Raw genomic sequence first — 22,066 nt, 5'->3', positions numbered from 1 at the left:
GAGGAGATGCTAGCGCTTCCTGGCCCCTGGAATTAGGCCCGCCACCATGGAGATGATGCTGATGATGATCGAGGCCAGGATTGCCGTCCAGAAAAAGGAATCGATAGTGAGGTGCACGGGCGTGAAGGTGCTCAGCCATGCCGTCAGGTACAGCATCGCTGCGTTGATCACGATGGTGAACAAGCCAAGCGTCAGGATGGTCACAGGGAGGGACAACAGCCTGACCAGCGGACGGACAAAGGCGTTCACCACTCCAAAGATCAGGCCGATGAACAGATACGCCAGAATGATGCCGGCGGTGTCTGCCCCCTGCGTAAGCCCGGCGTTGGCTGCGGCCGACTCTGTGGCACTTGTGGAGATATCCATGCCTTGCAGGAGCCAGGTTGCAACCCACAGGGCAAGCCCGTTGATCAGGACACGAATGATGAAGGAACCCATGGGCCCATGCTTTCACACACGCCTGTTAAAGAGCTCGGCGGAAGCCGTAGATGGGCAAGTAGGCTTGAAGCCATGACTACTACTGACAACGTACCGGAGGGCGTACTCCCTCGTCCGGTCGTAGACAGGCTCCCCAAGTATGCGGCTGGAAAACCCCCTGCTGCGATTGAGGGCCTCACCAGCTACAAATTGTCGTCCAACGAAAACCCTCTGCCTCCGATTCCTGCAGTGTTGCAGGCAATTGCGGACCAGACCGACATCAATCGATACCCGGACCCCCTGGCCACGAAGCTACGGAACGCTTTGGCCGGCTTCCTGGATGTTCCCGCTGACGATGTCGTCACCGGCGCCGGGAGCCTTGGGGCGCTGAACCAGATTTTGGCCACGTTTGCCGGCCAGAATGAGGACGGCAAGCAGGACGAAGTGATCTACGCCTGGCGGTCCTTTGAGGCCTACCCCATCTGCGTGGGCCTCGCAGGGGCAGCCAGTGTGCAAATCCCCCTGTTGTCGGACGGGCGCCACGACCTCGAGACCATGGCTGCCGCAGTCACCGTACGCACCAAAGTGATTCTCCTGTGCACGCCCAATAATCCCACCGGACCGATCCTCACGGCTGAGGAAACGGAGCAGTTCATCCAAGCCGTGCCGCCCAATGTTGTGGTGGTCATCGATGAGGCCTACCAGGAATTTGTACGGGACGCGGAGGCCGTGGACGGCATTAAGCTCTACCGCAAATACCCCAATGTGGTTGTGTTGAGGACCTTCTCCAAGGCGCACGGCCTGGCTGGCCTGCGTGTTGGCTACAGTGTCTCCGGCCCTTTGCTTACCCAGCACCTCCGGGTCACGGCCACTCCTTTTGCCGTTTCCCAAATTGCAGAACGTGCCGCCGTTACTTCACTCGAGAATTTCGATCAGGTTGTGGAAAGGGTACAAAGCCTGGTGGACGAACGGGATCGCGTGACGGCTGGCCTGAGGGAACTGGGCTGGTTCGTTCCCGAGGCTCAAGGCAACTTCGTCTGGTTGAATCTCGGGGAGCATAGCGGGGAGTTTGCTGCCTTGGCGGCAGGACAGGCCTTGTCTGTTCGTGCCTTTGGAAATGAAGGTGTTCGGGTCAGCATCGGCGAGGTGGAAGCCAACACCCGGTTCTTGGATCTCTGTGCAGGTTATACAAAGGCTCCGCAAGGTTCCTAGCGGTTAACAAATGCGCCATCGCTACTTACTGCCGATAAAGTAAGGGACGAAAGCCAAAATATATGCCTGTTCCGGAATGCATTCCGGAACAGGCATATATCCCAGCGACAGACATTGCCCGGCGCCTCGCCACGGCAAGCAAGGAGACGGAATGGGCTCGACACAACTGCCCCACGGGACGGAAGAAAGTCTCGCGGCAACCACCGCGGCAGCAGCCGCACCAGGCGAACCAGTGGAAATGGTGCAGTTGCTCGGGCCCGACGGCAAACTGGGCTCCGATCCCGTCTTCTCGGACTACGCCAAGCGGATCGATCCGGAGAAGCTCCGTGTTTTCTACACGGATATGGCGAGGATCCGTCGCTTTGACCAGGAGGCCACCGCGCTGCAGCGCCAAGGCGAGCTTGCCTTGTGGGTGCCGCTGACTGGCCAGGAGGCCGCGCAGATTGGTTCGGGCCACGCAAGCCAGGCCCAGGACTACATCTTCCCCACCTACCGTGAACACGGCGTCGCGCTGGTCCGCAATGTAGACCTCGCCGAGCTGCTCAAGCAATTCCGCGGTGTGTCCAACGGTGGCTGGGATCCGCGGGAGAACAACTTCCACCTCTATACATTGGTGCTCGCAGCCCAGACGCTTCACGCTGTTGGCTACGCCATGGGCATCCAAAGGGACCAGAAGCTCGCCTCGGCCTCAGACTCCACAGACCCCAAGGCTGCAGTCATCGCTTACTTCGGTGACGGCGCCAGCTCCGAAGGCGACGTCCACGAGTCGATGGTCTTTGCGGCGTCGTACAACGCCCCGGTTGTTTTCTTCTGCCAGAACAACCACTGGGCCATTTCCGTGCCTACTGAAGTCCAGACGAAGGTTCCGCTGGCGAACCGCGCCAAGGGCTATGGCTTTCCGGGCATCCGGGTGGACGGCAACGACGTCATCGCCGTCCATGCCGTTACTGAGTGGGCACTCGAACATGCCCGGGAGGGCCGCGGCCCTGTGCTCATCGAGGCGTACACGTACCGGGTGGGCGCACACACCACTGCGGACGACCCCACCAAGTACCGGGAATCCGCCGAAGAAGCTGCCTGGCGGGAGAAAGATCCACTGGACCGCCTGGAGAAGTACCTGCGCGCGGAGGGTTTGGCGGATGAAGCGTTCTTCGACCAGGTCAAGGCCGACGGCGATGAGCTCGCCAAGTACGTCCGCAGCACAACACATGGCCTTGAGGTCCCGGATATCCGTGAAGCCTTCGCCAGTGTCTACGCCGAACAACACCCGCTGATCGCGGAGGAACTGGCCTGGTTCGAGGAATACTCTGCCGGCTTCGAGAGCGACCAGGAGGCAGCTAACTGATGGCAACAATGACCATTGCGAAGGCCATCAACGAGGGTCTGCGGGCATCGCTGACGAACAACCCCAAGTCCTTGCTGATGGGTGAGGACATCGGACATCTGGGCGGTGTTTACCGTGTCACGGATGGCCTGATTAAGGAGTTCGGCGACGAACGCGTCGTGGACACCCCCTTGGCTGAATCCGGCATCATCGGAACCGCCATAGGCCTGGCGCTTCGCGGATACTCACCAGTGTGCGAAATCCAGTTCGACGGCTTTGTTTACCCTGCCTTCAACCAGATCACCACCCAGCTGGCCAAGATCCACTCCCGCAGCCTCGGCAAGCTGACCGTTCCGGTGGTCATCCGCATCCCGTACGGCGGCGGCATTGGCTCCATCGAGCATCACTCAGAGTCGCCCGAAGCGCTGTTCGCCCATACCGCGGGTTTGCGCATCATTTCCCCTTCCAACGCCCATGACGCCTATTGGATGATCCAAAAGGCCATCGAATGCCAGGACCCCGTCATATTCTTCGAACCCAAGCGCCGTTACTGGCTCAAGGGTGAGGTCGACGTCGAGAATGCAGGTCTTTCCGAGGACCCCTTCAAAGCTCACGTTGTCCGTGAAGGAACGGACGCGACCATCGTGGCCTATGGCCCGCTGGTGCCGGTTGCGCTGGCGGCCGCCAACGCCGCCACTGAGGACGGACGGAGCATTGAAGTCATTGACCTCCGTTCCATTTCGCCTTTGGACTTTGACACCGTGGAAGCATCGGTCAAGAAGACGGGCCGCCTGATCGTAGCCCACGAAGCCCCTACTTTTGGTGGTATCGGCGGCGAGATCGCCGCGCGCATCAGCGAGCGGGCATTCCTGCACTTGGAGGCGCCCGTCATTCGAGTTGGCGGGTTCCATATGCCCTACCCGGTGGCCAAGGTGGAAGAGGACTACTTGCCGGACATCGACAAGATCCTTGAGGCGCTCGACCGCTCCTTGTCCTACTAAACGTCCTACCAACCGCCCTGATCCAGCCCGGCTTCGCTGCCGGGTGACCGGAAATCGAGGACCACTGTGACTGTAAAGAAATTCAACCTGCCGGACGTTGGCGAAGGCCTGACCGAGGCCGAGGTAGTGGCTTGGAAGGTCAAGCCAGGTGACGTCGTCGCCATTAACGACGTCTTATGCGAGATCGAGACCGCCAAGTCCCTCGTCGAACTCCCTTCTCCTTTTGCGGGTACTGTCACGGAGCTGCTGGTTGAGGAAGGCATCACGGTTGAAGTCGGCACGGCGATCATCGCTGTTTCGGAAGGCCAGGAGGGTGAAGCTGCGCTGGTGACGCCTGCTGCGCCCAAGGCACCCGCCGTCGAGATGCCCCTGTATGGCAAGCTACCCGCCGACGATGACACCGACGACAACCGTCCGGCTGGCGGTCCGCTGGTCGGTTCAGGACCCAAGGCCGACGCCGTGAAGCGTCGGGCGCGCAAACGTCCGGCCGGGGCAGTGGTTGAGGCAGCCACGGTCGCCGAGAGTGCCGAAGGTACTGTGCAGGACCACCAAGCAGCGGTGGAAGCCAAAGCAGCCGAATCGCCGGTTTCACACCGCACGACGGCGGGCCCCGCCGTCGTCGCACCCCTCACCTTTGCGACTGCCACCCCAGCGCAGTCCGTCGCGCCTCAACCCCAGGCGCCGCAAGCGGCGGCCTCCCGCGGTGCGGCGATCAGCGGAACCATCAGTGGCTTGGTCAACAAGGTCCTGGCAAAGCCTCCGGTCCGCAAGTTTGCCCGGGACCTCGGCATCGATCTCGCTGACGTCGTGGCTACCGGTGAGCGCGGTGAAGTGACACGCGAGGACCTGGTGAGCTACCAAGCCCAGCGCGACGCCGAGCATGACCAAGCAGATAGTTTCTGGGGTGCCTCGAAGAAACCGCAGGATCAGCGCGTGGAACGGATGCCCGTCAAGGGCGTTCGCAAGGCGACCGCTAAGGCCATGGTTGATTCAGCTTTCTCGGCTCCCCACGTCAGCATTTTCGTGGACGTGGATGCCAGCCGCACCATGGAGTTCGTGAAGCGGCTGAAGGTCTCCCGAGACTTTGAAGGCATCAAGGTGTCCCCGCTGCTCATCCTTGCCAAGGCAGTGATCTGGGCTGCTGCCCGGAACCCCAGCGTCAACGCAACGTGGGTGGAGAACGCTGACGGTAAGGGTGGCGCGGAGATCCTGGTGAAGCACTACATGAACCTTGGCATCGCCGCCGCAACCCCGCGCGGACTCATGGTGCCCAACATCAAGGACGCCCAGGACCTTTCCCTCAAGGAACTGGCCCTTGCGCTTAATGAGTTGGCAACCAAAGCCCGGGCAGGGAAGACGCAGCCGGCTGAGATGCAGGGTGGAAGCCTGACCATCACCAACATCGGCGCGCTTGGCATTGATACCGGAACCCCTATCATCAACCCGGGTGAAGTAGCCATCATTGCCTTCGGAACCATCAAGCAGAAGCCGTGGGTGCTGGACGGCGAAGTCATCCCGCGCTGGATTACGACACTCGGTGGTTCTTTCGACCACCGCGTGGTTGACGGGGATTTGTCCGCACGCTTCATGGCGGACGTCGCATCAATTCTCGAAGAACCGGCGCTGCTGCTTGACTGACGAGCAAGCCGACCCACGCGCTGGCCGTAACACGGAGACCATAACTGAGGAGCCGGGCCATGTGCCCCCTCAGTTGTTGACGCGGCCATGGCGCACGGTTGCCCGGGTGCTGACGGAAGTATTCCAGCCACCGGTTGTTGTTCTTGCCCTCCTGCTGATCAGCCCTGCCATTGAACCAGGGTTCCCGGGAACCATGTGGTTTGGGCTGCTCGCGGCGATGTTCGCCTGCGTCCTGCCGCTGGCCTACGTGCTGGTGATGGTGAAGCTGGGCAGGATCACGGATCACCATGTCAGCGATCGGCGCCAGCGGCCCGTTTTGCTTCTGATGACGTTGGCGTCAGTGCTGGTTGGCCTGCTCGTCCTGCATCTGCTCAGTGGTCCGGTGAGTGTCACGGTGATGGTCATTGCGCTCATCGGAGGCATTGGAGTTCTGGCCGTAGTCAGTGCCTTCTGGAAAATGAGCGGGCATGCATCGGCTCTTGCCGCGGCCGTCGTCATCTACGTGATGATGTTCGGGCCGGAGTGGCTTCCCCTGCTGCTCCTCGTGCCGGCGGTTGGCTGGTCACGATTGGTATTGCGCGCCCACACCCTTCCTCAGGTTATTGCAGGCTCATTATTTGGAGGCATTGTCATCGCCGGCCTGTGGTGGCTGCTGCGGGAGTGGATGCTCTAGCAGCTAGAACGCCGGGTAACTGACCAGCAGCGCCTGCAGTTCCGTCGTCGACATGTGGTTTGCCATCTCCACACTGATGCCCATCGCGACGGCGGCCACTGTGACCATGGCAACACATGCCACGGAAAGGAAGCGCCAATCCTTGCGGAAGACGCTGCCCAACGTCTCGGGCATCTCCAGGCTGGGGGTGATCATGTTGGGGGCGCTGTCCCAGGAGCCGTCGTCGAGCATGGCGATGACGCGGTCGTTGGTTCGGTCGTAGCGCATGGTGCTGATGTGGTTGCCGTGGCGGGCAAGAAGAATATCGTGTCCCACGCGCTGGCGCGGCTGCAAAGTAAGCACGTAAATGATCCCCTGAAGTCAGTAAGTGGAGGTGGCGCGCGCCATTGCGGGCATCTCAATTTTATAACGATGACTTCAGGCAGCCGGCCCAAAAGACGCCAAACGCCGGGTGAGGCTCCCCACCCGGCGGCGTGATCCAGCTCGCGTTAGGGCTGGTCGGTCTTGGCGATGTAGACGTCGCAGGGCGCGGTGTGCGCTACGGTGTTGGCCACGCTTCCAAGAACGCGACCCAAGCCCTGCATGCGACGGTTGCCCACCACGATCAAGCGGGCATCTTGCACCTCAGCCTCCTTGACCAAGGCTTCACCCGGTTTGCCGCGCGCAGCGGAGTAGGTAACCTCGAGCCGGTCATCCATCAGGCGCTCCGCCACGGCGCGAGCCACAGCTTCAGCTTCCGCGGCGTCGGAGACGATCCACTTGTCGGTGCCTATCTCAACCACCTCTGTCCGGTTGCTGTCGAAGGCACTGACCACGCGAAGGCTGGCTCCGAGGCCGATCGCCAACTGCTGGGCGGCCTGTGCTGCCCTCATTGCGGTCTCGCTGCCGTCTACTCCGACGATCACAACTCCGGTCATTGTGGTGCTCCTTCATTGGTAGCTTCAATGGCATCCGCCAGGACAGGGGCCAGGCGGCGGACACCTTCAGCTATCGTATCCGGCGGTACGGCGCTGAAAGCGAGACGGAGCTTGTTGGAAGGTCCGTCAGCCGGGGAGAAGGCGGCACCCGGGATGAAGACGACCCCCGCGTCTATCGCCTTTCCGAGCAGGGGATAGGTATCCACGCCTTCGGGCAGCGTGACCCACACGAAGAAGCCGCCGTCCGGGCGTGTCCAGGTGAGGCCTGCCGGCATGTACTCGTCGAGTGCGGACAACAGGGCCCGGCAGCGTTCCGCGTAGAGCGCCCGGTAGGTTTCGATCTGCCCTTCCCAGTCGTACTCACGGAGGTATGCCGAGACGAGCATTTGATTCAGGGGAGGCGGGCAGAGTGTCACTGCCTCGGAGGCGAGGTAGAAACGACGCTGCAAGTGCGTGGGAACCAGGGCCCAGCCGATGCGCAGGCCGGGGGCAAAGATTTTCGAGAACGAGCCCAGATAGATGACGTCATCCGGGTTGGCGGCTCGCATCGGGGCGATCGGGTGGCCATCGAACCGCAGGAGTCCGTAGGGATTGTCCTCGAGGACAATAATATTCGCACTACGGCATATATCGACGATTTGCTGCCTGCGTTCCGCGGCCAGCGTGATGCCTGAGGGGTTGTTGAAGTTGGGGATCGTGTAGAGGAACTTGATGTTCTTGCCCTCTGCCTGAAGTGCCGCGATCCTGGCCTCAAGAAGCTCGGGTACCAACCCGTCGTCGTCCATTTCGATGGGTTCCACCTGGACTTGGTACGCCTCAAATGTGTTCAGGGCGCCCACGTAGGTGGGGTTCTCCACCAGGACAACGTCGCCCGGGTTGCAGAAGACCTTGGTGGCAACATCCTGCGCGGACTGCGATCCCGCAGTGATCACGATGTTCTCCGGGGCGGCGTCAGCGATTCCCTCGGCGGCCATGATGGTGCAGATCTGCGCGCGGAGTTCTTCCGTGCCTTGGCCGCCGCCGTACTGCAGGGCGGTCATACCCTCTTCGGCGATGATGCGGGCCGCGGTTTGGCCCAGCTTCTCCAGAGGTAGCGACTGCAGGTACGGGTTGCCGCCGGCAAGGGAGACAAGGCCTGGCTGCATCGAGATGTCGAAGACGTCCCGGACAGCGGACTGTTTGATATTGGCGGCCCGCGCGGAGAACAATTCCTCGTGCGGGTGAGCGGCCGTGGCCGCCCGCTCAATGGCGTCGATGGCTTCAGCGGGCAACGTTGCGCCGGCATCCAATGTTTCGTGGGTCACAGTGACAGGATACTCCTCGATGTTGCTAAAGAGGCAACAGTTGTTTTCGGATCACTTCATTTTCGCAGGCTGTCCTTTACGCCGCGATCGTGAAGGGCTGGAATGTAGCTATGACAGCGCACAGGGGATCCGTGACCAAAGCAGAACACTTCCATAAACTTCACGACGCCGGGCCAACGCCGCTTGTGCTCGTGAACGTGTGGGACGCGGCTTCCGCCCGCGTTGTGGAGGAGGCGGGTGCGACGGCGATTGCCACCTCAAGCTCGGCTGTCTCCTGGAGCCTGGGGTTCCGGGATGGCGACCACGTGCCGTGGGGCCTGGCAATGGCTGCACTGGGCCGGGTTGCCGGGGCAACCCGGTTGCCGGTTTCGGCAGACATCGAGACGGGCTACGGGCGCACCGACGACGAACTTCGTGCCACTGTCCACGCCGTCCTGGACGAGGGAGCCGTGGGCATCAACATTGAGGACTCCGCCACTGAGCCGCTCACGGACTTCAACGAACAGTCGCGCCGGATTGCCTTGATCCGCGCAGTTGCTGACGATCGTGGAATCCCCCTGTTCATCAATGCCCGCACCGACACCTACCTGTCGGGCCAGTTCGCGGACACTGCCTATGACGAAACCCTGCGCCGTGCCGAGGCCTACCTCACTGCGGGTGCGGACGGAATCTTCGTGCCCGGCGTCGTGGATCTACATGTCCTCCATGAGCTGTCCAGCAGGATTCCTGCACCGCTCAACGCCTTGGCGGGCGTCGGGGCGCCGTCGCCCCTTGAGCTCCACGATGCAGGGGTCCGTCGCGTCAGCATTGGCGGCAATACGGCCAAAGCAGCGTATGCCAAGGTGGCGCGGGTGGCGAAGGAAATCCTTGGTGACGGCAATTGGGCGGGGCTGGCTGGCACACGCAGCCACGGCGAAATGGACTCCCTGTTCGCGCCAGGGCCGAAATACAGCCTTTGAACGCGGTCCTTGCCAGCGGGCTTTAGGCACGACGCCGGCCCTCGGCTTTACTGTCAGACCTCGCCGATAGCGTGGGTCATGGAAAACGAGGGGAGGATCCATGGCGCGACGCAGTGTACAGTTCTGGCGGATCGAGCAGCTGAACGGGGACGAGCTCAGCCGGCCATTTCCAGCGCGCCGTCTGGCCGAGGTGCTGAAGAAGGCCCAGGACTCAGGGGTGAACCGGCACTTCACAAGTGCGGACGGGACTGTGCTGCTCGCCCAGGCTGTGGCATCGTCGCCCTTTCCCGTGCTGCTTTTGGACCGGGTGCGGGACACTAATCTTCCCAGCGTCGGCGATGCCCTCGGGCGGCGCAAGCCCCTGCCGTTGGCTCCGGGTGACCATTTGCTGGAGACCACCTACTTCGCCTTCCTGAAGAGGAATGTCATAGCGGTGCTGACCAGTGGCAATGGACCCCGGGCATCCAGGATGGGCGAGTACCTCGAAGGAATGCTGGGGCTTGAGCCAAGCCTGGTGCCGGTTGTGCGCGAGGACATCGAGGAAATCCTTACCCGGCTGGAGGTGAGCCGTTTCGAGTTCGCGCTTCCTGCCGAACGTCTGTCCGGGAAGCTTATGGAGGGGGAGTGGGCTGACGTTCTGGACAGCGCCTCGCGGCTCATGAATGAGGGTACGTTCAGGATTTCCCTGAGCGTTGGCAGATCGGGCAAGGCCGAGGATAAACAGCGGATTCGGGACCGGATCCAGCAACTGATCGATCTCTTCCGCAGGGCCGGGTCCGTGGAGCATTTCGATTATGTGGTGGCTGAGGGCAAGGACTCCCTGACGGGCGACCGTGAGGTGGTGGACCTGCTGAAGGAGCGGTTCATCTCGCATATCGAGGTGGATCCCGATGTCTTCAACGACCCCCAAAAGACCACCACCGAGGCGATCGCCATCCTCAATAGACAGGCCAGGGACAACGAGGCATTTTTTGCCAAGACCCTGCCGGACATCAAGGGTTCGGCTGATTCCGCGTTGGTTCCGGACATCGTTGCGGGCGGAATGGCCACTGTTCGGGCAGCCATGGCCGCGGCCGTGGAGAGCGCTGACAAGGCCGGTCAAGCATCCGAGGAGAATCAAGGCGGTGCAGATCATGAGCTTGTACGGGGTTGACGTTGAGCGAACCGGGCGCCGCAGGACTCTGTGGCGTTGGTTTCTGTTGCATCCCAGCGCAGACTTCGGATGGGCTGCGCTTGCCGTCCTGATCTGGCTGGGAATCGGGCTGCTTTCGCGTCAACCGCTGATGCTGGAAAGCGTGGACCCTGGTGCACGGCGAACCCTGTTCCAGACTCTCGCCACGCTGGCCGGCGCCACGGCTGGCCTGACGCTGACCAGTGTGTCCATGCTGATCAACGTGCTGGGAAAGAAGGCTGCCCCGGGTCAACGGGAACTTCCCTTGGAGAAACTCTCAGCCACTCATCGGCGCCAAATCGGCGAAGTCTTCCTTTTTGCCATCCCTGGGCTCGGCCTTTTGGTGGTTGCCGCCTTGGCCACGGTGGTCCTGGAAGGAGATGCCGTCACGGGCCTGTGGATTCCTGAAGCACTGGCCTTCGTGCTGACCTTCGCCTCAGTCCTTGCCCTGTTGCGTGTGGCTTGGGCACTCCGGAGGGTGCTGGCGATCGCAACGGCATGAACAGGCAAAGCCGATACCCCGTGCCTGGTAACGCGCGCAGCAGGCCCCGCAGTCACCGTACGCTCAGGGCCTCCGTAAGTGTCCGGCCGTTCACATAGATTTCGGCTCTCGATGCACCACTGGCGGACACGATTGTCTGCGTCAGTTGCGCCTGGATCCGTGGGATGTCGCACACGCCCCCGGGCCGCAGGGAGCCACTGAGGTTAACCACCACCGTCGCACCGCTCATGTAGCCCGAGAGGTAGCGCAGCGACGAATCAGCCAGGGAGTCGTAGAGGGCCGCATCACTGTCCACTGGCATTCCGGCCTCCAGCAGGCGGCCGAGTGCCACGGACAGCGGGTCACCGGGCACGGCAACGCCCCTGATAGGTACCAGGCTGTCGTTGCAGCCGAACCGCACGCCGCGGGCGCCGCCGTCGTCGATTGCCACGTAGTAGACCGCCGGTCCGGAGTTTTCCGAATCCACGGGAATGACTGTTGCGGTGGCTGTTGGTTCCGGCGCGCTGGTGCCCGGTTGGGGTGAAGGCTCGACGACGGCAGCCGGTGGGGTGGGCGAGGTCACGGAGGAAGCGGGAGTGCTCTCGGACGGTGCTGGAGCTGGTGTTGCTGCCGCGGGCGACGCGGCGGGGACGGCAACGGACGGAGTACCCGGGCTCGAAGGCGCAGGAGTTGAGGCGGCGGGTATGGGAGCAATGGGCGAAGCTGTTGGCACAGGCGAAGTCATGGAAACTATAGGCAAGGGGCCCGCGGCCCCTGATTCGGAGGGTTCGGCAGGGACAGCAGTGCAGCCAGCCATCCACAGGCCGAAGATGAGGCAGGCAGCCGTGATCGCCGTCGTACTTTGTGGTCCCCGTCCGGCATGCATGACAGCCCAGCGCTCCTGTCCGTCCACCTGTATCTCCAACGTTAGGACGGGACGGCGGAACACAACATGCCGTTACGGTGACGGTTCGGACAAGAGTTGGTCACGCCTCGTCCGCAGCGGCAGGAATGCGAATGCCCCCGCCCCGCGGAATGCGGAACGGGGGCATCGAAAAAGCGAGGAGGCTAGGCTGCTGCTTCTTCGTCCTGAACGGCGGTCAGGGGCTCGAAGATGCCCTTGATCTGCTCAACAACTTCGGCGTCGTCCTTCGGGTGCAGTTCAGCGAAACGGATCATGGAACCCGGGACGGCCAGCTTTACGTCTTCAAGTACCTTGGCGCCGGCGATGCCGGCAGCCTTGCGGGCTTCGTCCTGGGCCCATACTCCACCGAACTGGCCAAAAGCGGTTCCGACGACGGCGGTCGGCTTGCCGGAGAGGGCGCCGGCGCCGAACGGGCGGGACAGCCAATCGATGGCGTTCTTCAGGGAGGCGGGCATGGTGCCGTTGTGCTCGGGCGTGACGAGCAGGATGGTGTCGGCGTCGGCTGCTGCAGCGCGGAGGGCGGCGGCTTCGGCGGGAACCTGGCCTTCGACGTCGATGTCTTCGTTGTAGAAGGGGATGGTGCCCAGTGAGCCGTGGATCTGCACATCAACGTTGTCGGGAGCGTTCAGCTGGATGGCTTCGGCCAGCTTCTTGTTGTGGGAATCGGCGCGCAGGCTGCCGACGAGGGTAAGAACGGTGCTCTTTGACATGGTGTCTCCTTTTGTCTGGCCGGGTGAGGTGCCGGCCGTTCGATGTCTGGGCTGGGAGCCTTCATCGATACTAAACGGACTATGGTCCGCTTTCTATTCCCGGGGTCTAGAATATTTCTGTGAGCTCGATCCCCATTCGGCCGGACGTGCCCCTAGGTGCGCCCCACGAGCGCAGTGACGCAGCGAGGAATCGCGAGCGATTGCTCAACGCTGCCCGGGATCTGGTGGCCGAGCTCGGCGCCGAAGCGCTGACCATGGACGCGCTCGCCTGCAAGGCCAAGGTTGGCAAGGGGACAGTCTTCCGCCGCTTCGGCAGCAGGGCGGGGCTCATGATGACCCTCCTGAGTGATTCTGAGTCCGAGTTCCAGCACGGTTTTATGTTCGGGCCGCCGCCGCTGGGTCCGGGAGCCGCGCCGAAGGATCGATTGGTGGCCTTCGGTGAGGGGCGAATCTACTTCGTCCTTGAAAACGGCGAACTCCTGAAAGCGGCGGGAGCCGCTACCCGTAACCGGTTCGATGTTCCCGCGACTAAGCTTTCGCATCGACATATGGAAGTCCTGCTGAGGGAGGCGGGAATCGCTGATCCGTGGGTGATGGCGATGTCACTGACCTACGCCCTGGACCCCGAGCGAATAGTGGACGATGTTCGCGTTCGAGGTATTTCACCCACGCGGCTTGCGGACTCCTGGCGTGAGTTGATCACCCGTCTCCTGAGCGCTGGCTGAGTCGCGCCGCGACATCAGCCGCAACCAGCGCAGCCAAGGCAGGAACCTCTGTTAGCGCCACCAATCCTGACGTAGTAAGCGCAACAGTGCTGCCGAATTCGTAAACATGACGCAGCCTGCACATAACAATCTGGCTGCAGGCGCGAAACCGGACGCCTCGAAGCAAAACGTGAAGCAGTTATTGTGGTAGTTTCCTCTTGAATGTGACGCATGCCATACAGGGCTGGTGATCACTGAAGGGGTGCGGGGGGCCCAAGAACCCGCTGCGCCAATTCGTAGCTGACGCCGGCCACAGCCGGGAACCGCGGAAGGACGAGCATTGAGTTTTGCCACGATTCGGGGCAGCCGCCCGACATGCTGAAATATCTGATGAAGCGGTCGGGCATCTACCTGATCATGATCTTCCTGACGACGAGTGCGGGTTACTTCCTGGCGGTCTCGTCATTGAAACCCGCAGTGCTCGAGCAGGAAAAAATCCCCCGGCCGACCCCTGAACAAGTAGCTGCTTCTTTCCGGGGACTCGGGCTGGACCCGGATTTGAACCCTTGGGAACGGTACATTCAGTGGCTCTGGGGCATCGTCACCCGCTGGGACTGGGGCCGCAGCCCGAACGGCGCGTTCGTCAACGCCGAATTCGCGGACCGCGTGATGGTCTCCACCCGGCTGTTCATCGCCTCGATCATCCTCACCCTGGTCATCGGCGTAGCCCTCGGTGTCTACTCCGCTGCCCGCCAGTACAAGTTCCAGGACCGCGCCATCACGTCCTACAGCTATCTGGTGCACATCCTCCCTGCACCCATCGCGTACTTCCTGGTGCAGCTCGGTGCCATCAGCATCAACGAGGCGGTCGGTGAGCGCATCTTCTTCGTCACGGGAATTTCGACGCCGGGAATTGAGCCGGGCTGGCCGGCTTTCGTTGACCTGGTGGCCCACTACGCCGTGCCAACTTTCGCGATGACCATCTTTGGCTGGGCGGGTTACCAGATCGCCCAGCGGCAGTACCTCTTGGACAACGTGAATGCCGACTTCGTCCGCACTGCCCGCGCCAAGGGACTGACGCGAAACCAGGCCATCAGGAAGCATGCCCTGCGCGTCTCCTTCATTCCGGTGGCGCAGAGTATCGCCTTCACCATCCCGGCCATCTTCACGGGTGGCTTCTTCGCGGAGGCCATCTTCGCCTGGCCGGGCATCGGTCTCTGGAGCATCCAGGCCATCAGCCTCCAGGACGTCAACGTCGCCACCGCCACGCTGGCCTATGGCTCAGTGATCTTCGCGATCGGCGCCATCCTTGCCGACTTCGCCACCACGCTGGTCGATCCACGAGTGAGGGTCCAGTAATGACCAACATCATTGATCCCATTGCGGAAATCGACGAGGCCCGGGTAGCTGACCAGGACGTCGTCATCGGGAAGTCGCGGATCATCTTCCGTCGCTTCATGCGGAACCGGACCGCCGTCGCCGGCTTGTTCATCTTCCTTGCGCTGTTCCTCTTCTCGATCTTTGGCGGGTTCCTGACTTCGTGGGACAAAGACACCCTTGACCCGTTGAACATCGGCATGCCACCGTCGCCAGACCACTTGCTGGGGACCACCCAGGCCGGCATCGACCTCATGGCGCTCATTGTGGACGGCACCCGGACGTCCATTCTTATCGGCCTGATCGTGGGCGGCGTTTCCGTCCTGATTTCGGCGGTATACGGCTGCACCATGGCGTTCTTCGGGGGCAAGGTGGACGCCACCATGCTGTTCATCCTTGAAGCGCTCATCATGATGCCCGCCATCCTGGTGGTCGCCGTCGCCACCAGCGGAAGCGGCGGCCTGAAAGATCTCCCCAGCTGGCTCCTGCTGATCGTCGTGTTGCTCTTCTTCAGCTGGATGGGCACCGCCCGCCTGGTGCGCTCACTGTCCATGTCCCTGATGCAGCGTGATTACGTCAAAGCCGCCAAGTACATGGGTGTCCCGTCCCGGCGCATCGTGTGGCGCCACCTCGTCCCCAATATCGGCTCGCTGCTGGTCCTCGACTTCACCCGTGGCATCACCGGTGCGATCCTCGCCGAAGTCGCGTTCTCCTTCATCGGAATCGGCATCAAGCTCCCGGACGTCAGCCTTGGTGTGCTGATCGGCCAAGCGACGGGCCAGGTGTCCTCCTTCCCTTGGATGTTCTGGGTTCCGCTGACCGTCATGTTCCTGTTGACCGGTTCGCTGGCCATGATGAACGACGGACTCCGTGACGCCTTCGACCCCAGCTCCAGCTCCATCGGACGGGCCAAGACCAAGACCGCAAAGGCTGGCAAATGAGCACCAACATCACTCCCGTCGAGCGGCTCCGCGACGCTGGACTCTACGCTCCCGGCGACGCCGTCCTCAGCATTCGCGACCTCAACGTCCGCTTCAACTCCGAAAACGGTGTGGTCCATGCTGTCCGCGGCGTGGACTTCGACCTCATGCCTGGCAAGACCTTAGGCATTGTGGGTGAGTCCGGCTCCGGCAAGTCCGTCACGTCCATGGCCATCATGGGACTCCTCCCGGAAACCGCGGACATCACCGGCTCCGTGCGCTTCAAGGGCAAGGAACTCCTTGGCCTCAGCGACAAAGCCATGTGCAAGCACCGCGGCAGTGACATCGCCATGGTGTTCCAGGACCCGCTGTCCTCGCTGACTCCCGTCTACACGGTGGGCACCCAGATCATCGAGGCGCTCACGGTCCACAACCCCACCATGAGCAAGCAGGCCAAAGAAGCCCGCGCCGTCGACCTTTTGCGCATGGTGGGCATCCCGAGCCCCAAGGACCGCCTGAAAGCGTTCCCGCACGAGTTCTCCGGCGGCATGCGCCAGCGCGTCATGATCGCCATCGCCATCGCCAACGATCCGCGGGTACTCATCGCGGATGAACCCACGACGGCGCTGGACGTCACCATCCAGGCGCAGGTGCTGGAAGTCCTGCACACCGCGCAGGAGGAGACCGGCGCCGCCGTCGTCATGATCACGCACGACCTCGGCGTCGTAGCCGGCATGGCAGACGACATCATGGTCATGTACGCCGGTAAGCCGGTGGAAACCGGAACTGTGGAGGACATCTACTACAACCCGCGGATGCCGTACACGCTGGGCTTGCTCGGCGCGGTTCCGCGCGTGGACACCGCCACCCGGCAGTCGCTGGTTCCCATCGAGGGAACACCGCCCAACCTGGCGTTGCCGGTGACTGGCTGTTCGTTCGCGGCCCGCTGCCCGCTAGTCAGCGACGCCTGCCTGCACGGCGAGCCGGAGCTCATCACCGTCCCCGGTGTTGAGGACCAGACGCTGGGGCACAAGGCCGCCTGCATCAAAGCTAATGAACTGTCCGGCAACGCTGACGCCCACAAGATTTTCCACGCACCGCCCAAGCCGATTTCAAAGTTCGACGGCGTCGCTCGCGTCGAGCGCGAAAAGGTCCTGGAACTCAAAGACGTGAAAAAGCACTTCCCGCTGCTCAAGGGTGCCTTGATCAAGCGACGGATCGGCACGGTGAAGGCCGTGGATGGCTTGAGCTTCGATATCCGCGAAGGCGAGTGCGTTTCGATCGTGGGGGAGTCCGGCTGCGGCAAGACCACCACACTCCTGGAAATCATGGAGTTCCACCCGGACCAGGTGGGCGAAGTGGTCATTGGCGGCGTCAGTAACAAAGTCGCCACGGATCACAAGACCAAGATGGCCATGCGCAAGGAAATGCAGATGGTGTTCCAAGACCCCACGGGTGCCTTGGATCCGCGTTTCACTGTGTACGAGGTCCTTGCTGAGCCGCTGGAAAACCTCGGGATGCCCAAGGCTGCCATCAGGAAACGCATCATGGAACTCATGAAGCTTGTGGGCCTGCAGCCTGACCACGTCAACCGCTTCCCCAACCAGTTCTCCGGCGGGCAGCGGCAGCGCATCGGTATCGCCCGGGCCCTCGCGGTCAATCCGAAGCTCGTGGTGCTTGACGAACCGGTCTCTGCGCTGGACGTGTCCGTGCAGGCCGGAGTCATCAACCTGCTGGACAAGCTCCGCGCTGAGTTGGGCTTGAGCTACCTGATGGTGGCCCACGACCTCTCCGTTGTCCGCCACATCTCGGACCGTGTCGCCGTGATGTACCTCGGCAAAATCGTGGAAACCGGCGATGTGGACGACGTCTTCGACAACCCGCGCCACCCTTACACGCGGGCCTTGCTGTCAGCGATCCCGGTTCCGGACCCCAACCTGGAACGGACCCGCGAACGCATCATCCTGCAGGGCGACCTACCCAGCCCGCTTGATGCTCCCAAGGGATGTAATTTTGCGACCCGTTGTCCCGTGTTTGCCGCATTACCTGCCGCAAAGCAGGAGAAGTGCCTTACTCTGGAGCCGCCACTGGCTTCGGAGAAGGGGGACACACAGGACTTCGCATGCTTCTTCCCGGACGGAGAGATAGATGCCGACATGCTGGTGGTGCATGCCTGACGACATATGACGCATCGATTGAAACCCTGTTATTCAACTCGCAAAGATTTCCAGTCGTAAACATGAAGGGCAAACCATGAAGAAATACACGACGATCGGTGGCGTAGCGCTCGCAGCAGCGCTTACGCTGACCGCTTGCGGCGGGGGAACGCCGTCGGGTCCGGCCTCGCAGAAGGCCGAAGAAGCAGGCGGTGACATCAGCAAGCTGATCAGCGTCAACGCCAAGGAAGTGAAAGATCTGGACCAGGGCGGCACCGTCACGCTGGCGGTGGGCAGCATCGGACCGGATTTTAATGGCTTCTCCAACGTGGGTAACAGCGCGGATACCTCAGCTGTCCTGACTCCGGTCAACACTGCTGCTATCAACAGTGGCGGCATCGGTGGTTGCTGGAAGCTGGATTTCAACGGCAAGGCGGAGCCCAACAAGGACTTCTGTGAAGAGGTCAAGAGCGAAGTCAAGGACGGCAAGCAGACCATCACCATCAAGGTCAACGAGAAGGCGGCCTGGAACGATGGGACGCCCATCGACGTCAAGACTTTCGAAAACACCTGGAACATGCTCAAGGGTGAAGACAAGTCCATCGACATCGTCACCGCCGGCAACTATGTTTTCGTAGATTCCGTGAAGGCTGGTGCCAACGACAAAGAAGTCATCATTACCACCACCCAGCCCATCTACCCGCTGGAATCGCTCTTCTTCGGCCTGATCCACCCCGCAATCAACAATGCTGAAACCTTCAACACCGGTTTCGCCGGCAACATGCATCCCGAATGGATGGCAGGGCCGTTCAAGGTGGAGAACTACGACACCACCGCCAAGACGGTCACCATGGTTCCCAATGACAAGTGGTGGGGCCAGAAGCCGGTCCTCGAAAAGGTCATCTGGCGCCAAATGGAACCGAGTGCAACGATCGCGGCCTTCAAGAACGGCGAAATTGATGCAATCGATGCTCGCACCCTCAGCCGCTACAAGCAGGTTGAAGGAACCAAGGACGCCGATGTTCGACGCGGCCAGCGCTTGTTTGCCGGTGGTTTGAACATCAACGCAAAGAAGCCTGCGCTGACTGATGTTGCCGTCCGCAAGGCTGTCTTCGCCGCCGTCGACCGCAAGGCCATCCGCGACGTCCGCTTCAACGGCCTGAACTGGTCCGAGGAGAGCTCGGGCTCCATGATGCTCATGCCGTTCTCCGAGTACTACCAGGACAACTACCCCGTGAAGGACACCGGCGCCGAGGCTGCCAAGAAGGTCCTGACGGACGCCGGTTACACGGCCAACGACAAGGGCATCATGGCAAAGGACGGCGTTCCCATATCCTTCAAGGTCACGTACTTCGGTGACGACCCCACCCAGGCTGCCACCGCTCAAACCCTGCAGAAGCAGCTTCAGGCCGCAGGCATGGACGTCGCTATCGACCAGCGAGGTGACGCAGACTTTGGCAAGGTTGTTGGAACGCGCGACTTTGACCTGACCATCTCCGGTTACACCGTTGGTGCTGATGCCACTGACGCTGTGAAGCAGTTCTACGATTCCACCACCAACGAGAATGGTTTGGGCGACGCCGAGCTCGACGCCGAGATCAAGCGTCTTTCCACCATTGCCGATGACACCGAACGCAACAAGGCCGCCATGGAGGTGGAGAAGAAGCACATGGAGAAGTACTACTCCATGGGAGTTCTTCTGAACGGCCCTGAGATCCAGTTCGTGCACAAGGGCCTGGCTAACTACGGCCCGTCCCTGTTCAAGAGCCTCTCGAACGTTCCGGACTGGACCACCCTCGGCTGGGAAAAGGGCGCCAAGAAGTAGCCCCTCAGCAGTAGTTTCCGAAAGTGTAGTTTCCTGAAGGCCGGGGATCTCCCTGAACCTATTCATCGGTTCGCGAGGTTCCCGGCCTTCGCCGTCCCCAACGCTCGCTCACGTCCCGCGCCCTTCACCCCAACGCTCGCTCACGTCCCGGATGTTTCACCCCAACGCTCGCTCACCTCCCGCGCCCTTCAGCCCGATGCTCGCTCACCTCGCGGGCGCTTCAATCCGATGCTCGCTCACCTCCCGCGTCCCATCCGTACTTTATGTACATAGAGTACAGATGCGGCTATGGTGGACTCATGGGTACCGCCGACTATGTCGTGAGTGTCGCTGACCTCCGAGTTCATCTTTCAGACACCATCAATCGTGCTGCTTACGGCCATGAACGGATCAGCATCACCCGGAGGGGCAAGGTCGCCGCGGTGCTCATCAGTGCTGAGGACCTCGAGAGGCTTGAACGTCTCGAAGATGAGGCGGACCTTAAGGCGCTTCGGACCGCTAAAGCGGAAGATGATGGTGCCAGGGTCAGTCTCAATGATCTTCTGGAGGAAAACGGCATCACCCGGTGAGCCGATACCGCGCGGAGTTCAGTACCGCCGCTGCCAAGCAGATTCGAAAGCTAGACGCTCCAGTACGCCGGAAGATACTGCTGGCCATCGCCGAGTTGGAACTGAACCCACGTCCGGTCGGAGCCAGGAAGCTTTCCGCAGAGTCGAATGCATGGCGAATTCGTGTTGGTGACTTCAGGGTCCTCTACGAGATCCATGATGGTGAACTCGTCATCATCATCTTCCGCGCCGCCCACCGACGCGAGGTCTACTGATCTAGCCTAGGGTCATGACTTCCCAGCCGATCCGTACCGCCGTCGCAGGTTTTGGCCTGTCGGGCAGCGTCTTCCACGCGCCCTTCATCGCCAGCAACCCCGCGTACGAGCTCGCCGTCATCGCAACTTCGGACGAGGCGCGCCAGACGAAGGCGAAAGAGCGCTACCCGGCAACGCAGATCGTCAACACCCCTCAAGACATCCTGGCACTGGCCGACCAACTGGATCTCGTCGTCCTGGGCACCCCGCCCGCAACCCACTTCCCCCTAGCGAAAGCTACGCTGGAAGCCGGGCTGGACGTCGTCGTCGACAAACCGTTCACGGTCCGCAGCGCCGAGGGCGAGGAGCTGATTCAGCTGGCTGCGAGGCTGGGCCGCGTCCTCACCGTGTACCAAAACCGGCGCTGGGACGGTGACTCGCTCACGGTGAAAAAACTGCTCGACGCCGGAACGCTGGGTACCGTGACCAGGTTTGAGGTGGGCATGGAGCGCTGGGCGCCGGAGATCGCCAAGGCCTGGAAAGCCAGTGCCACGGCGGAAGACGGCGGTGGTGTCCTGTTCGATCTCGGCACCCATGTCCTTGATCTCACTCTCCGGTTCTTTGGGCCGGCCACTGTCACCTTCGCAGAAATCACGGCCCGCCGCCCCCAGGAAAGCGCCGACGACGACGTTTTCCTGGCACTCCAGCATGAGTCGGGCGCGGTCAGCCACGTCACCATCAACCTCAACAGCCACCTTCATGGCCCCCGCTTCCGCATCCTCGGCACGGAAGGTGGCTTCGTGAAGTTCGGCACCGACCCGCAGGAGCCCTACGTGCTGGGCGGTGGGTTGCCTACGGACGCGGAGTACGGCGTCGAGCCTCCAGAAAACCACGGCACGCTGGAACGGAACGGGCAGCGTACCACCATCCCCACGGAGCGAGGCGCCTACCCCGAGTTCTACCGCATGCTGGCGGAAAAGCTCGACGGCGGCGGCACCGCCTCCGCACTTCCGGTACCGGTGGATCCGGCCGACTCCGTTGCGGTGCTGAAGCTGATTGAGCAGGCTAGGGCGCTGGCGTAACGTCCGCGCTGGCAACCAGCGAATAGATGGCCTTGAGGTCGTGGTTGCCTTCAATGGGTTGGCAGCTGCCGGTCAACTGGACGACATCCGCTGCGGCGTCCTGGTGGACCACCGTGACGGCTGTGAACTGCGCCAGCGAACCTGCCTGTGGGTGCGTGTAGCGTGCCTCGCGCACGTGCCAATCCCGACCATTGATAACCACTGGCTCTGTGGCGAGCAGTACGGCGTCCGGCAGGGCGTCCAGGAACGAGTCCACGGATGCAGCGATATCCCGCAGCTGGTAACCAGGCAAGCGGCGGGACACGGAGATCACCACATTTGCCGTGTAGCGACCTTCGGCGGCCGGGGCCATCAGGGCACCCAAAGCATCGGGGACCACTTGATGTGTCCAACCGGATGGTGGATTGAGTTTGATGGTGGGGTAGGCGGGGAAAGATGCGGACGGGAAAACCTGTTGCGACATTGGAG

Annotated in this window: 23 protein-coding genes; 16 read left to right on the top strand and 7 right to left on the bottom strand. The window is 61.9% G+C overall.

What is annotated here, in order from left to right:
- Positions 1–9: 9 nt before the first annotated feature.
- Entirely contained in the window at positions 10–438 is a 429-nt protein-coding gene (locus tag AC6CH8_RS11905) for a phage holin family protein (protein WP_017198820.1), read from the bottom strand.
- A 72-nt stretch (positions 439–510) separates the two neighbouring features.
- On the opposite strand from AC6CH8_RS11905, the gene AC6CH8_RS11900 reads away from it, so the two are divergent.
- The 5 genes from AC6CH8_RS11900 to AC6CH8_RS11880 all read left to right on the top strand — a co-directional run bounded on the left by AC6CH8_RS11900 (position 511) and on the right by AC6CH8_RS11880 (position 6,265).
- Entirely contained in the window at positions 511–1,629 is a 1,119-nt protein-coding gene (locus AC6CH8_RS11900) for a histidinol-phosphate transaminase (RefSeq protein WP_178993705.1), read from the top strand.
- A 151-nt stretch (positions 1,630–1,780) separates the two neighbouring features.
- Positions 1,781–2,974 carry a pyruvate dehydrogenase (acetyl-transferring) E1 component subunit alpha gene (pdhA, locus tag AC6CH8_RS11895; protein WP_178993703.1) on the top strand — a complete coding sequence of 398 codons (1,194 nt, stop codon included), beginning with the start codon at positions 1,781–1,783 and terminating at the stop codon, positions 2,972–2,974.
- Positions 2,974–3,954 (top strand): alpha-ketoacid dehydrogenase subunit beta, encoded by a 981-nt coding sequence (locus AC6CH8_RS11890; protein ID WP_091463755.1) that lies wholly within the window; start codon positions 2,974–2,976, stop codon positions 3,952–3,954. Before pdhA ends, AC6CH8_RS11890 begins: the two co-directional genes overlap by 1 nt.
- Positions 3,955–4,020: 66 nt before the next feature.
- Positions 4,021–5,592: a dihydrolipoamide acetyltransferase family protein gene (locus AC6CH8_RS11885; protein WP_498190709.1), complete on the top strand. Its 1,572-nt coding sequence runs from the start codon at positions 4,021–4,023 to the stop codon at positions 5,590–5,592.
- A gap of 76 nt (positions 5,593–5,668) precedes the next feature.
- Positions 5,669–6,265: a phosphatase PAP2 family protein gene (locus tag AC6CH8_RS11880; protein WP_498190817.1), complete on the top strand. Its 597-nt coding sequence runs from the start codon at positions 5,669–5,671 to the stop codon at positions 6,263–6,265.
- A gap of 3 nt (positions 6,266–6,268) precedes the next feature.
- Here the strand turns inward: AC6CH8_RS11880 and AC6CH8_RS11875 are convergent, their stop codons facing one another.
- The 3 genes from AC6CH8_RS11875 to AC6CH8_RS11865 form a co-directional block, all read right to left on the bottom strand.
- Positions 6,269–6,580: a hypothetical protein gene (locus tag AC6CH8_RS11875; RefSeq protein ID WP_420181208.1), complete on the bottom strand. Its 312-nt coding sequence runs from the start codon at positions 6,578–6,580 to the stop codon at positions 6,269–6,271.
- A 173-nt stretch (positions 6,581–6,753) separates the two neighbouring features.
- Positions 6,754–7,182, bottom strand: a complete 429-nt coding sequence (locus AC6CH8_RS11870; protein WP_178993701.1) for a universal stress protein — start codon at positions 7,180–7,182, stop codon at positions 6,754–6,756.
- Entirely contained in the window at positions 7,179–8,486 is a 1,308-nt protein-coding gene (locus AC6CH8_RS11865; protein ID WP_429330788.1) for an aminotransferase-like domain-containing protein, read from the bottom strand. The genes AC6CH8_RS11870 and AC6CH8_RS11865 overlap by 4 nt, the downstream gene beginning before the upstream one ends.
- Positions 8,487–8,596: 110 nt before the next feature.
- On the opposite strand from AC6CH8_RS11865, the gene AC6CH8_RS11860 reads away from it, so the two are divergent.
- From AC6CH8_RS11860 to AC6CH8_RS11850, 3 genes are all read left to right on the top strand, one after another.
- Positions 8,597–9,445: an isocitrate lyase/PEP mutase family protein gene (locus AC6CH8_RS11860; RefSeq protein WP_498190707.1), complete on the top strand. Its 849-nt coding sequence runs from the start codon at positions 8,597–8,599 to the stop codon at positions 9,443–9,445.
- Positions 9,446–9,545: 100 nt separating this feature from the next.
- Positions 9,546–10,598 (top strand): hypothetical protein, encoded by a 1,053-nt coding sequence (locus tag AC6CH8_RS11855; protein WP_498190705.1) that lies wholly within the window; start codon positions 9,546–9,548, stop codon positions 10,596–10,598.
- Positions 10,579–11,118, top strand: coding sequence for a hypothetical protein (locus tag AC6CH8_RS11850; protein ID WP_091467373.1), 540 nt, complete (start codon positions 10,579–10,581; stop codon positions 11,116–11,118). Before AC6CH8_RS11855 ends, AC6CH8_RS11850 begins: the two co-directional genes overlap by 20 nt.
- 52 nt (positions 11,119–11,170) lie before the next feature.
- Here the strand turns inward: AC6CH8_RS11850 and AC6CH8_RS11845 are convergent, their stop codons facing one another.
- Positions 11,171–11,842, bottom strand: coding sequence for a GerMN domain-containing protein (locus tag AC6CH8_RS11845; RefSeq protein ID WP_498190703.1), 672 nt, complete (start codon positions 11,840–11,842; stop codon positions 11,171–11,173).
- Between the two features lie 323 nt (positions 11,843–12,165).
- On the bottom strand, positions 12,166–12,732 hold the full coding sequence (locus AC6CH8_RS11840; protein ID WP_017198806.1) for an NAD(P)H-dependent oxidoreductase: 567 nt from the start codon (positions 12,730–12,732) through the stop codon (positions 12,166–12,168).
- Positions 12,733–12,851: 119 nt separating this feature from the next.
- Between AC6CH8_RS11840 and AC6CH8_RS11835 the strand changes: the two genes are divergently transcribed.
- The 8 genes from AC6CH8_RS11835 (at position 12,852) to AC6CH8_RS11800 (ending at position 21,598) form a co-directional block, all read left to right on the top strand.
- On the top strand, positions 12,852–13,457 hold the full coding sequence (locus AC6CH8_RS11835) for a TetR/AcrR family transcriptional regulator (RefSeq protein WP_498190701.1): 606 nt from the start codon (positions 12,852–12,854) through the stop codon (positions 13,455–13,457).
- 354 nt (positions 13,458–13,811) lie between these two features.
- Positions 13,812–14,795: an ABC transporter permease gene (locus AC6CH8_RS11830; RefSeq protein ID WP_091463741.1), complete on the top strand. Its 984-nt coding sequence runs from the start codon at positions 13,812–13,814 to the stop codon at positions 14,793–14,795.
- Entirely contained in the window at positions 14,795–15,754 is a 960-nt protein-coding gene (locus AC6CH8_RS11825; RefSeq protein ID WP_364308427.1) for an ABC transporter permease, read from the top strand. Before AC6CH8_RS11830 ends, AC6CH8_RS11825 begins: the two co-directional genes overlap by 1 nt.
- Positions 15,751–17,910 carry a dipeptide ABC transporter ATP-binding protein gene (locus tag AC6CH8_RS11820; protein ID WP_498190699.1) on the top strand — a complete coding sequence of 720 codons (2,160 nt, stop codon included), beginning with the start codon at positions 15,751–15,753 and terminating at the stop codon, positions 17,908–17,910. Before AC6CH8_RS11825 ends, AC6CH8_RS11820 begins: the two co-directional genes overlap by 4 nt.
- Positions 17,911–17,986: 76 nt before the next feature.
- On the top strand, positions 17,987–19,714 hold the full coding sequence (locus AC6CH8_RS11815; RefSeq protein ID WP_498190697.1) for an ABC transporter family substrate-binding protein: 1,728 nt from the start codon (positions 17,987–17,989) through the stop codon (positions 19,712–19,714).
- A gap of 299 nt (positions 19,715–20,013) precedes the next feature.
- Positions 20,014–20,283 (top strand): type II toxin-antitoxin system Phd/YefM family antitoxin, encoded by a 270-nt coding sequence (locus AC6CH8_RS11810; protein WP_309075110.1) that lies wholly within the window; start codon positions 20,014–20,016, stop codon positions 20,281–20,283.
- Positions 20,280–20,537, top strand: a complete 258-nt coding sequence (locus AC6CH8_RS11805; protein ID WP_498190695.1) for a type II toxin-antitoxin system RelE family toxin — start codon at positions 20,280–20,282, stop codon at positions 20,535–20,537. Before AC6CH8_RS11810 ends, AC6CH8_RS11805 begins: the two co-directional genes overlap by 4 nt.
- A 14-nt stretch (positions 20,538–20,551) precedes the next feature.
- Positions 20,552–21,598: a Gfo/Idh/MocA family protein gene (locus tag AC6CH8_RS11800; protein WP_498190693.1), complete on the top strand. Its 1,047-nt coding sequence runs from the start codon at positions 20,552–20,554 to the stop codon at positions 21,596–21,598.
- On the opposite strand, the gene AC6CH8_RS11795 is transcribed toward AC6CH8_RS11800, so the two are convergent.
- Positions 21,582–22,061, bottom strand: coding sequence for a hypothetical protein (locus AC6CH8_RS11795; RefSeq protein WP_091463728.1), 480 nt, complete (start codon positions 22,059–22,061; stop codon positions 21,582–21,584). The two genes, AC6CH8_RS11800 and AC6CH8_RS11795, sit on opposite strands and share 17 nt — an antisense overlap.
- Between the last annotated feature and the right edge of the window lie 5 nt (positions 22,062–22,066).

The organism is Paenarthrobacter sp. GQ52 (assembly GCF_059759005.1).
This window is presented reverse-complemented; position numbering and strand designations above follow the sequence as displayed.

Coding starts and splice junctions, on each gene's coding strand:
- AC6CH8_RS11905 (WP_017198820.1), bottom strand. CDS start 438: ATGGGTTCCTTCATCATTCGTGTCCTGATCAACGGGCTTGCCCTGTGG.
- AC6CH8_RS11900 (WP_178993705.1), top strand. CDS start 511: ATGACTACTACTGACAACGTACCGGAGGGCGTACTCCCTCGTCCGGTC.
- pdhA (WP_178993703.1), top strand. CDS start 1,781: ATGGGCTCGACACAACTGCCCCACGGGACGGAAGAAAGTCTCGCGGCA.
- AC6CH8_RS11890 (WP_091463755.1), top strand. CDS start 2,974: ATGGCAACAATGACCATTGCGAAGGCCATCAACGAGGGTCTGCGGGCA.
- AC6CH8_RS11870 (WP_178993701.1), bottom strand. CDS start 7,182: ATGACCGGAGTTGTGATCGTCGGAGTAGACGGCAGCGAGACCGCAATG.
- AC6CH8_RS11860 (WP_498190707.1), top strand. CDS start 8,597: ATGACAGCGCACAGGGGATCCGTGACCAAAGCAGAACACTTCCATAAA.
- AC6CH8_RS11855 (WP_498190705.1), top strand. CDS start 9,546: ATGGCGCGACGCAGTGTACAGTTCTGGCGGATCGAGCAGCTGAACGGG.
- AC6CH8_RS11850 (WP_091467373.1), top strand. CDS start 10,579: ATGAGCTTGTACGGGGTTGACGTTGAGCGAACCGGGCGCCGCAGGACT.
- AC6CH8_RS11845 (WP_498190703.1), bottom strand. CDS start 11,842: ATGACTTCGCCTGTGCCAACAGCTTCGCCCATTGCTCCCATACCCGCC.
- AC6CH8_RS11840 (WP_017198806.1), bottom strand. CDS start 12,732: ATGTCAAAGAGCACCGTTCTTACCCTCGTCGGCAGCCTGCGCGCCGAT.
- AC6CH8_RS11830 (WP_091463741.1), top strand. CDS start 13,812: ATGCTGAAATATCTGATGAAGCGGTCGGGCATCTACCTGATCATGATC.
- AC6CH8_RS11825 (WP_364308427.1), top strand. CDS start 14,795: ATGACCAACATCATTGATCCCATTGCGGAAATCGACGAGGCCCGGGTA.
- AC6CH8_RS11820 (WP_498190699.1), top strand. CDS start 15,751: ATGAGCACCAACATCACTCCCGTCGAGCGGCTCCGCGACGCTGGACTC.
- AC6CH8_RS11815 (WP_498190697.1), top strand. CDS start 17,987: ATGAAGAAATACACGACGATCGGTGGCGTAGCGCTCGCAGCAGCGCTT.
- AC6CH8_RS11810 (WP_309075110.1), top strand. CDS start 20,014: ATGGGTACCGCCGACTATGTCGTGAGTGTCGCTGACCTCCGAGTTCAT.
- AC6CH8_RS11800 (WP_498190693.1), top strand. CDS start 20,552: ATGACTTCCCAGCCGATCCGTACCGCCGTCGCAGGTTTTGGCCTGTCG.
- AC6CH8_RS11795 (WP_091463728.1), bottom strand. CDS start 22,061: ATGTCGCAACAGGTTTTCCCGTCCGCATCTTTCCCCGCCTACCCCACC.